The sequence below is a fragment of the uncultured Sphingomonas sp. genome (assembly GCF_946477935.1).
Classification (GTDB): domain Bacteria; phylum Pseudomonadota; class Alphaproteobacteria; order Sphingomonadales; family Sphingomonadaceae; genus Sphingomonas.
Window position 1 is genome coordinate 1 of record NZ_CAMLAC010000175.1, and the last position, 7528, is coordinate 7528.

A 7528-nucleotide genomic window follows, 5' to 3' on the forward strand; every position below is an offset into this window, starting at 1 on the left:
GAAGAAACCGGCGCCCGCCTCCACATCCGTCAGGTGACCACCGCGGCGGGCTTCGACCTCGTGCGCGCCGCCAAACGCCGCGGCGTGCGCGTGACCTGCGGCATCAGCCCCGCGCATCTGCATCTGTCCGATATCGCGACGACCGACTTCCGTACCTTTGCGCGCCTGTCGCCGCCCTTGCGCAGTGAAAGCGACCGTCAGGCCGCACTGACCGCGGTCGCCGACGGCACGATCGACGTCATCGCGTCAGGGCATGACCCCCACGGCCCAGAGGAAAAGCGCCTGCCCTTCGTCGATGCCGCCCCCGGCATGGCTGGCGCGGAGACGCTGCTGCCGCTCGCGCTGATGCTGGTTCGCGACGAGCGCCTCAGCCTGCCGAAACTGTTCGAGAAATTGGCTGCGAACCCCGCGCGCATTCTTGGCCTGGACACTGGCACGCTGGAGGCCGGCAAGCCCGCCGACCTGTTGCTCTTCGATGCGGGCGCCCCGTGGCAGATCATCGGCGACCGCTTTGCCTCGGCGGGAAACACCCCGTTCGACGGCCTGCCGGTACAGGGCAAGGCGCTCCGCCTATGGAAAGCCGGCCGGGAAATATAATCAGATAAGAGCCCTCTCCCCTCCGGGGAGCATCAGGTGAACAGCGCCCCGCGCTGTTCACCTGATGCTGGAGGGGACCTGCGGCGAAGCCGTGGGAAGGGTGAGAGACAGACCAGCAGTGCTGCGCCCGTGGCATCCCCTCACCCTTCCCACTGCCTTGCGGCAGCGGGCCCCTTCCCTCTCCCCGCAGGGGAGAGGGAGAAGAATTCAGCGCCGCGGCCCCTTGGGCCCACGCGCATGACGGCGCGGTCCGCCAGGACCACCCGGCCCCGCCGGCGCCCGGCCCTGCGGACGACCGCTGGACATCGCACCGCCCTCGGCCGGCTCGATCTCGATCCCGTCATCGGCATGCTCGGCCGCGGTACGCTTCAGCGCCGCCGCGAAGCGTGCCGCGATCGCACTCGGCACCTCGAACAGCGTCTCGTTCGGCTGGATGCGGATCGCGCCGATCTCGTTGCGGGTGATGTGCCCGCGACGGCACAGAAGCGGCATCAGCCAGCGCGGATCGGCATTCTGCCGCCGGCCGACATTCATCCGGAACCACGCCGTGTCCTCGAAGCCGGCACGGCGCTCGCGCTGGTCGCTGCGCCCGTCGCGCTCGCCGCCGTCCACCATTTCCTCGGGCTGCGGCATCGCCGCGCGGTGCGCTCGCACCAGCGCCGCGGCGATCTCGTCCGCCGGCTTCTCCGCCATCAGCTTCTCGGCGAGCGCCTTGTCCTCGTCGTCGACCTCGACCGGCTGGAGCAAGGCCGCCAGCAACCGTTCGCGGTCGCCCGCGCGGATTTCTTCCGGCGTCGGCGGGCGACGCCATTCGGCCTGGATGCGCGCACCGCGCAACATGCCCTCGACGCGTCGGCGACGCGGATAGGGCACCAGCAGGATCGCGGTCCCCTTGCGCCCCGCGCGGCCCGTGCGGCCCGAACGGTGCTGCAACGTCTCGGCATCGCGCGGGATCTCGACATGCACCACCAGCGTCAGGCCCGGCAGGTCGATACCGCGTGCCGCCACGTCGGTCGCCACGCACACCCGCGCGCGGCCATCCCGCAACGCTTGCAGCGCATGGTTGCGCTCGTTCTGCGAATGCTCGCCCGACAGCGCCACGGCCGCGAACCCGCGCTCGACCAGGCTGGCGTGCAGGTGGCGCACATTGTCGCGCGTCGCGCAGAACAGGATCGCCGTCTCCGCTTCGTGCAGGCGCAGCAGGTTCACCACCGCCGCCTCGATATCGGCCGGCGCCACCGTCACCGCCTGATAGGCGATGTCGGCATGGCCGCGCTCTTCGCCGATCGTCTCGATGCGCAGCGCATCGCGCTGATACCGCTTGGCAAGCTGCGCGATCGGCCGCGGCATCGTCGCCGAGAACAGCAGCGTGCGGCGGCCTTCCGGCGTCGCATCCAGAATCTCTTCCAGATCCTCGCGAAAGCCCATGTCGAGCATCTCGTCCGCTTCGTCCAGCACTGCGACGCGCAAGGCCGACAGGTCGAGCGCCCCGCGCTCCAGATGGTCGCGCAGGCGGCCCGGCGTGCCGACCACGATATGCGCGCCGTTGCTCAGCGAGCGGCGCTCGCGGCTGGCGTCCATGCCGCCGACGCAGGTGGAGATGCGCGCCCGCGCACCTTCATACAGCCAGGCGAGTTCGCGGCTGACCTGCAGGGCCAGTTCGCGTGTCGGCGCGATGACCAGCGCCAGCGGGGTGCGCGGCGGCGGCAGCGTGCCGTCCTCCAGCAGCTCGCCGGCCATGGCGAGGCCGAAGGCGACGGTCTTGCCGGAACCGGTCTGTGCGGACACGATCAGGTCGCGGCCGATCGCTTCGGGCTCGATGACGGCGGCCTGGACGGGGGTGGGTGCCGCGTAACCGCGGGCACCAAGCGCTTCGGACAGAAGCGTCGGGAGAGACGAAAAAGGCATGAGGCTCCAGAAATGGGGATCGCATCTCGAAAACCAAGGATCGTTCCCGGTTTCCGAGTGTTATCCAGACCAGCCTGGATTTAGGTGCGTCCCGTGAAATGCGTCGGCCACATGGCACAGACGCGGCGCGGGGTCCACCTGTTTACAGGGGGCGGGCAAAAGGGGTGCCGACAATCAGCGGCTTATGGAACAAGGCGGCATACGCCCGGTACCGGTGGAAGGCCGGTCGATGGTTGTGCCCCGTATCGGGACTGTTCTGGCTTTCCGGCTGTAACACGCACCAGTCCGCGCTGGCTCCGTTCGGCGTGGAGGCGGATGCGTTGCGCTCGCTTCTCGTTGTCCTGCTGGTCGGCGCCGTTCTGCTTGCCGCCGGCCTTTTCTGGCTGATGCGCCGCGCCGTCGCCTCGCCCGAGGGTGCCATCACCCATCAACAGGGCATGCGCATGGTGCTGTGGCTGGGCGGCGTGTTCCCCACGATCCTGCTCGGCGGCCTGCTCATCTATTCGCTGCCGATGATGAAGCCGGCGCCCGTCGGCCCCGCCGATCTGCGCATCCGGGTCGATGCGCAGCAATTCTGGTGGCGCACCCAGTATCGGACGGCCGGCGGCCCCGTGGAGGGCGCCAACGAACTCCGCCTGCCCGTCGGCCGCACCGTTTCGCTGGAACTCACCGCCGGAGACGTGATCCACAGCTTCTGGGTTCCCGGCCTCGCCGGCAAGATGGACATGATCCCCGGCCGCGTCACCAACCTCGTCGTCCGCGCTGAGAAGCCGGGGCGCTATCGCGGCGTCTGCACCGAATTTTGCGGCCTTTCCCACGCGCTGATGGCGTTCGACGTCATCGCCATGCCCCCCGCCGCGTTCGACGCATGGCTCGCCGCGCAGGCGCGCCCGGCGCAGGCCGCCACGAGCACCGGCGCGCGCCTGTTCGCCGCCTATGGCTGCGGCGCCTGCCACAGCATCCGCGGCACCGACCAGGCCGGCACGATCGGCCCTGACCTCACCCATTTCGGCAGCCGCCCCACGCTGGGCGCGGGTATCCGCCAGCCGACCATTGCTAACATCGCCGGCTTCATCCGCCACCCCGAGGCCACCAAGCCCGGCGTGCGCATGCCCGCCTTCCCCCAGATGCGCGAGGATGAAGCCATCGCGATCGCCAGCTACCTTCAGGGCCTGCAATGAGCCTCCACGCGCAAGACGATCCGGACCTCCGCCGCGCACAGGAGGAGCGCCTGCGCGCCGTATGGAAACCGCCCGAGGGGCTGTTCCTGCGCTGGACGGATACCAACAACAACCGCGTCGGCGTCTGGTACACGCTGACCGCGTTCGGCTTCATGCTGTTCGCCGGCGTCCTCGCGCTCATCATGCGCACGCAGCTTGCGGTGCCCGACAACGACCTCGTCTCGGCCAACACCTTCAACCAGCTGTTCACGCTGCACGGCTCGATGATGATGTTCCTGTTCGCCGTCCCGATGTTCGAGGCGGTGTCGATCATCCTCCTGCCGCAGCTCCTTGCCGCGCGCGACCTGCCCTTTCCGCGGCTTTCGGCCTTCGGCTACTGGTCGTTCCTGATCGGCGGCGTCTTCGTCTCCGGCTCGATCTTCTTCAACGCCGCGCCCGATGGCGGCTGGTTCATGTATCCGCCGCTCACCACGCGGACCGACCTGTCGGGGTTGGGCGCCGACATCTGGATGCTGGGGCTGTCCTTTATCGAGGTATCCTCGGTCGCCGCCGCGGTCGAACTGATCGTCGGCGTGCTGAAATGCCGCCCGCCCGGCATGCGCCTCAACCTCATGCCGCTCTACGCCTGGTACATCCTGGTCGTCGCGGTGATGATCCTGTTCGCCTTCCCGCCGCTGATCGCAGGCGACGTGCTGTTCGAAATGGAACGCCTGCTCGGCTGGCCCTTCTTCGATGCGGCACGCGGCGGCGATCCGCTGCTGTGGCAGCACCTGTTCTGGATCTTCGGCCACCCGGAAGTCTATATCGTCTTCCTGCCCTCGATCGCGCTCTTCGCGATGCTGATCCCCACCTTCGCCCAGCGCCATCTGCTCGGCTATCCGTGGATCGTGCTGGCCGCGGTCGGCACCGCCTTTCTGTCGTTCGGCCTGTGGGTCCACCACATGTTCGCCACCGGCCTGCCCAAGATCAGCCTCGCCTTCTTCTCCGCCGCCTCTGAGGCGGTGGCGATCCCGACCGGCATCCAGATCTTCGCCTTCATCGCGACGCTTTGGGCGGGCAAGGTAAAATGGTCGACGCCGCTCCTCTATGCGAGCGGAAGCCTCGCCATCTTCGTCGTCGGCGGCCTCACCGGCGTGATGGTCGCGGTCGCCCCCTTCGACTGGCAGGCACACGACACCTATTTCGTCGTCGCCCACCTCCATTACGTGCTGATCGGCGGTACGCTGCTGCCGCTGTTCGGTGGCCTTTATTATTACTGGCCGCTCATCACCGGCAAGAAACTGTCCGACCGGATGGGGCGCACCGCCTTCTGGATCATGTTCGTCGGCGCCAACCTCGCCTTCTTCCCCATGCACCTGTCGGGGCTGGAGGGAATGCCGCGCCGCGTCTTCACCTATCCGGCCGAACTGGGCATCGGCGGGTTGAACCTCGCCTCCACGGTCGGCGCCTATATGTTCGCCGCCGGCGTCGCGATCGTCTGCCTCGACCTCGCGCTCTCCCCCACCCGCCCCAAGGGCAAGCGCAATCCGTGGAACGCCGGCACGCTGGAATGGCTGGCGCTGCCCGATGACGAGGATTGGGGCATCCGCTCCGTCCCGCTGATCGAAAGCCGCTACCCGATCTGGGACCAGAAGGATTTCGTGAAGAAGGTCGACGAAGGCCGTTTCTTCCTGCCCGATGCGGAGGAAGGCCGGCGCGAGACGATCATCACCACCGTGCTCGATGCGCGCCCCATCGCCGTCATCCGCCTCGGCACGCCGAGCTGGAAACCGATGCTGACCGCGATCGTGCTGGGCGCGGTGTTCATCCTGACCACCTATCATCTCTACATGGCCGCGCTGTTCGCCGCCTTCGCCACGCTCGCCATGGTGATCTGGTGGCTATGGACGGGCACCGCCGAGATCCCCGAAAAGCCGTGCAAGCCGATCGGGCACGGGCTGGAGGTGCCGCTCTACCTTTCCGGCCCCTCTTCGTCGGGCTGGTGGGCGATGTTCATCACCATGATGGCCGACGCCACCGCCTTTTCCGGCCTTGTCTTCGGCTATTATTTCTTCTGGACGATCCATGCCGAATTTCCGCCGCCCGCTTTCCCGGGCCCCGGCATGCTCTGGCCGATGGTGGCGCTTGGCCTGACGCTGGTCGGCTGGGCGGGCACGATCGCGGCCCGCGAGGTGCACGCCCGCGGCAACGTCACCCTGGCTCGCGCCCTGCTCGTCGCCAGCCTCGCCGCCACCTTCGCCAGCCTGTTCGCGGGGCTCGCAGGACCATGGCAGTATGCGATGAATCCGGAAGCGCATGTCTATCCCGCCATCGTCTGGACGCTGGCGATCTGGACCGCGGTGCACGCCGGCATCGGCGCGATCATGCAGGGCTATACGCTGGCACGCAGCCTGGCGGGCCGCATGACCCCGACCTACGACGCCGACATCCGCAACATCACCGTCTACCAGCACTTCCTCGCCCTCACCGCCCTCGTCGCCTATGCGACGATCGGCCTGTTCCCGGCGGTGGCGTGATGGGGTGCGTTCAGGAGCGAAGCGCATGAAGCCCGGCTTCCGCGACCGCGTGAAGCGGCTGAAGGTCACGCTGTGGACGCTCATCATCCCGCCCAGCGTCTGGGCGGCACATTTCCTGTTCTCCTATATCTGGGCCGCGGTATCCTGCGCGAAGCTGGGCGAATGGTCGCTGTTCCCCACCGCCTTCACCATCGGCACCGTGGTGGCGCTCGCGATCATCCTCGCCTCGGGATGGATCGCCTATGTGCAGTCGCGCACCCCCGGCGATCCACCCCCGCACGAACAGGGTACCGATATCGACCGTCTCCGCTTCCTCGCCATCGCCACGCTGCTCCTCGCCGCGCTCAGCTTCGTCGGCGTGGTCTTCACCGCGCTCCCCGTCATCGTCCTGAGCGATTGCCGGTGAACCGTCTCTGCCTTCTCGCGGGCCTTGCCTTCCTGCTGCTCGGCTGGGCTTTCGCAGGCAGCGGTTTCGGCATGATCGGCCACATGGCCGGCCACATGATCGCAGTCGCGATCGCCGCCCCCCTGCTCGCCTTCGCCCTTGCCGGCACGCGCGTCGATCCTGCGATCCGCTTCCCCCGCATCGTCACGCCGCTGGCCATGTCGGTGGTCGAGCTGGTCGTGGTGTGGAGCTGGCATGTCCCCGCCCTGCGCCTCGCGGCCGAGGCTTCGCCGCTCGTCCTGATCGTCGAACAGGCCAGCTTCCTTACCGCCGGCCTGCTCCTCTGGTCCGCCGCGCTGGGGGCCGCGGGTGACGCACGCTGGGCGCGCCGCGCAGGCGGAGTCGCCGCGATGCTGCTCACCTCGATGCACATGACGCTGCTCGGCGCGCTGATCGGTCTTGCCCCCCGCCCCCTCTATGCCGGCCTTCATGCCGCGCACGGCATGGAGCCGCTGGCCGATCAGCAGGTAGGCGGCGTCGTCATGCTGATGGTCGGCGCGGCGGCCTATTTCTTCGGCGGGCTCGCCATGCTCGCCAGCCTGCTCCGCCTGCGGGAAGCCCAGTCATGACGATCCGCCTCACCTGGAAACGCGTCGCCGCCACGCTGTTCGGCCTGTTCGCCGCCGGCATGCTCTTCGCCTGGTCCGGCCTGTTCAACGTCGCCGCCTCCAGCGGCCACTGGCCGATCACCGACTGGTTCCTGCACTGGGTCATGCGCAATTCGGTAAAGACCCACGCCGCCTTCTCCGCGCCCGACGACCCCCGGGAGTCCCGCGTCCTGGTCAGCGCCGCGGGCCATTTCGCCGGCGCCTGCGCCTCATGTCACGGCGCGCCCGGCCAGCGCCCCTCGCCGGCCATGCAGGCCGCCCCCCCGCCCGCCC

At 68.5% G+C, this 7528-nt stretch carries 6 protein-coding genes and 1 pseudogene; 6 read left to right on the forward strand and 1 reads right to left on the reverse strand.

What is annotated here, in order from left to right; all coding sequences use genetic code 11:
• On the forward strand, positions 1 to 597 hold a 597-nt coding region (locus tag Q0U08_RS15235; protein ID WP_298092353.1), incomplete at its 5' end, for an amidohydrolase family protein.
• A 207-nt stretch (positions 598 to 804) separates the two neighbouring features.
• On the opposite strand, the gene Q0U08_RS15240 is transcribed toward Q0U08_RS15235, so the two are convergent.
• Positions 805 to 2505, reverse strand: coding sequence for a DEAD/DEAH box helicase (locus Q0U08_RS15240; RefSeq protein ID WP_298092354.1), 1701 nt, complete (start codon positions 2503 to 2505; stop codon positions 805 to 807).
• A 233-nt stretch (positions 2506 to 2738) separates the two neighbouring features.
• On the opposite strand from Q0U08_RS15240, the gene coxB reads away from it, so the two are divergent.
• The 5 genes and pseudogenes from coxB to Q0U08_RS15265 form a co-directional block, all read left to right on the forward strand.
• On the forward strand, positions 2739 to 3686 hold the full coding sequence (coxB, locus tag Q0U08_RS15245) for a cytochrome c oxidase subunit II (protein ID WP_298092356.1): 948 nt from the start codon (positions 2739 to 2741) through the stop codon (positions 3684 to 3686).
• Positions 3683 to 6202, forward strand: a complete 2520-nt coding sequence (gene ctaD / locus Q0U08_RS15250) for a cytochrome c oxidase subunit I (protein ID WP_298092357.1) — start codon at positions 3683 to 3685, stop codon at positions 6200 to 6202. The genes coxB and ctaD overlap by 4 nt, the downstream gene beginning before the upstream one ends.
• A 25-nt stretch (positions 6203 to 6227) precedes the next feature.
• Positions 6228 to 6608: a hypothetical protein gene (locus Q0U08_RS15255; RefSeq protein WP_298092358.1), complete on the forward strand. Its 381-nt coding sequence runs from the start codon at positions 6228 to 6230 to the stop codon at positions 6606 to 6608.
• A complete protein-coding gene (locus tag Q0U08_RS15260; RefSeq protein WP_298092360.1) occupies positions 6605 to 7216 on the forward strand; it encodes a cytochrome c oxidase assembly protein in 612 nt (203 codons plus the stop codon). Before Q0U08_RS15255 ends, Q0U08_RS15260 begins: the two co-directional genes overlap by 4 nt.
• Positions 7213 to 7528, forward strand: a pseudogene (locus tag Q0U08_RS15265) (cytochrome C); the annotation flags it as partial. The gene Q0U08_RS15260 and the pseudogene Q0U08_RS15265, both read left to right, overlap by 4 nt.

Coding starts and splice junctions, on each gene's coding strand:
- Q0U08_RS15240 (WP_298092354.1), bottom strand. CDS start 2,505: ATGCCTTTTTCGTCTCTCCCGACGCTTCTGTCCGAAGCGCTTGGTGCC.
- ctaD (WP_298092357.1), top strand. CDS start 3,683: ATGAGCCTCCACGCGCAAGACGATCCGGACCTCCGCCGCGCACAGGAG.
- Q0U08_RS15255 (WP_298092358.1), top strand. CDS start 6,228: ATGAAGCCCGGCTTCCGCGACCGCGTGAAGCGGCTGAAGGTCACGCTG.